At 75.2% G+C, this 1554-nt stretch carries 1 protein-coding gene and 1 pseudogene; one reads left to right on the forward strand and one right to left on the reverse strand.

Annotated elements, in window-relative coordinates:
* A pseudogene (locus C1I97_RS42275) lies at positions 1–343 on the reverse strand (hypothetical protein); the annotation flags it as partial.
* A 220-nt stretch (positions 344–563) separates the two neighbouring features.
* Here C1I97_RS42275 and C1I97_RS36970 point away from each other — a divergent pair.
* The gene (locus C1I97_RS36970; RefSeq protein WP_111007245.1) at positions 564–1412 is read left to right on the forward strand and encodes an SDR family NAD(P)-dependent oxidoreductase; all 849 of its coding nucleotides are present in this window, start codon (positions 564–566) and stop codon (positions 1410–1412) included.
* Positions 1413–1554 lie beyond the last annotated feature (142 nt).

The raw sequence follows: 1554 nt of genomic DNA on the forward strand, positions 1-1554 counted from the left end.
TCGACGTCAACGTACGGGCCACCCTGCGCCTGGTCCGGCTGCTGCTGCCGCAGATGATCAGGCGGGGCACGGGCCGCAGGAAGAAGTCGTAGATGCCGGCGTAGACCCAGGGGGCCTCCCGGACGGCCGCCTGGTAGAAGCCGCGCAGACCGCCGCCCAGGCCGTACGGCAGCAGGGCCAGCACGTCGACGACACGGGCCTGCTTGCCGGCGGCGCGGGCACGGCGGGCCAGCTCGGCGGCCACCGTGTCATGGCCCGCCCCCATGCTCGCGGAGACGACGAGCAGCCGCTCGGCCTCCGGTGGCGTCGCCGGGCCGGGGCGGACGGGCTGAGGGCCGGCCACGGGCTCCCGAGCGGCGGGCAGCGGTGGCGGCACGAATGATTCGGACGACACTGGAAGTGAGTAACCCTCACCCACCGCAGTCAAACGGCGGACACACCCCGCCACCCTCCCAGGTTTCGGGCACGGCCCCGGGGATACTTCACCACCCTGCAGGCCGTCCCGGACCGCCGGGGCCGCACCGCGGCCCTCGGTCCCGTCCGACCCCCCGAGGTGCGTTCCGATGTCCCACGCCTCCTCCCGCGTACGGTCCGGCTCCGGCACGCCCGTCGAGGCACCCGCGGAGCTGAGCACCGTACGCCGCCGGCCCACCGGCCCGGCGATGCCCGGCGGAGGAGCGCTGGTGACCGGCGCCTCGTCCGGGATCGGCGCGGCCGTCGCCCGGCGGCTCGCCGCGGAGGGCGGCTGGCGCCTGGTGCTCAACGGACGCGACCGCGGCCGGCTGGAGGAGGTCGCCCGCGGCACCTCCGCCGTCGTCTACCCGGTGGACCTGTCCGGCCAGGACGCCGAGCGGCGGCTGGCCGAGTTCGCACTCGACAGCGTCGGCCACGTGGACCTTCTGGTGGCGGGCGCGGGCATCGGCTGGGCCGGGCCGTTCAGCAGCATGCCGGAGCACGCCATCGACGAGGTGTTCGACGTCAACGTACGGGCCACCCTGCGCCTGGTCCGGCTGCTGCTGCCGCAGATGATCAGGCGGGGCACGGGCCGCGTGGTCGTCATCGGCTCGCTGGCCGGCACGGTCGGTGTCCGCGACGAGGCGGTCTACTCCGCCACCAAGGCCGCGCTCGGCGCCTTCACCGACGCCGTGCGCTACGAGCTGCGCGGCACCGGGGTCGGCATCAGCCATGTGGTGCCCGGAGTGGTCGACACGCCGTTCTTCGACCGCCGCGGGGTGCCCTACCGGCGCTCGAGGCCCAGGCCCGTCCCGGCGAGCCGGGTCGCCGACGCGGTGTGGGAGGCGGTGTCCCGGGGCCGGGACGAGGTGTACGTCCCCGGCTGGACCCGTCTGCCCGGCCGGATCCGCGGCGCCGCGCCCGCGCTGTACCGCCGCCTTGCCGCACGGTTCGGGTGACGCACGGGGTGAACGCGCTCACCGTCGTCCTCGCACTGCTCGCCGCGTTCGCCAACGCAGCGGCGTCGGTGCTGATGAGGCGCGCGGCGACGGAAAAGGAGGGGAAGGCGGAAAAGGAGGGGAAGGCGGATGGCAGGGGAGA

It is taken from the genome of Streptomyces sp. NTH33 (assembly GCF_003236365.1).
Taxonomy (GTDB): Bacteria; Actinomycetota; Actinomycetes; order Streptomycetales; family Streptomycetaceae; genus Streptomyces.

Excerpts from the sequence above, each read along its gene's own strand:
- C1I97_RS36970 (WP_111007245.1), top strand. The coding sequence starts at position 564 with ATGTCCCACGCCTCCTCCCGCGTACGGTCCGGCTCCGGCACGCCCGTC.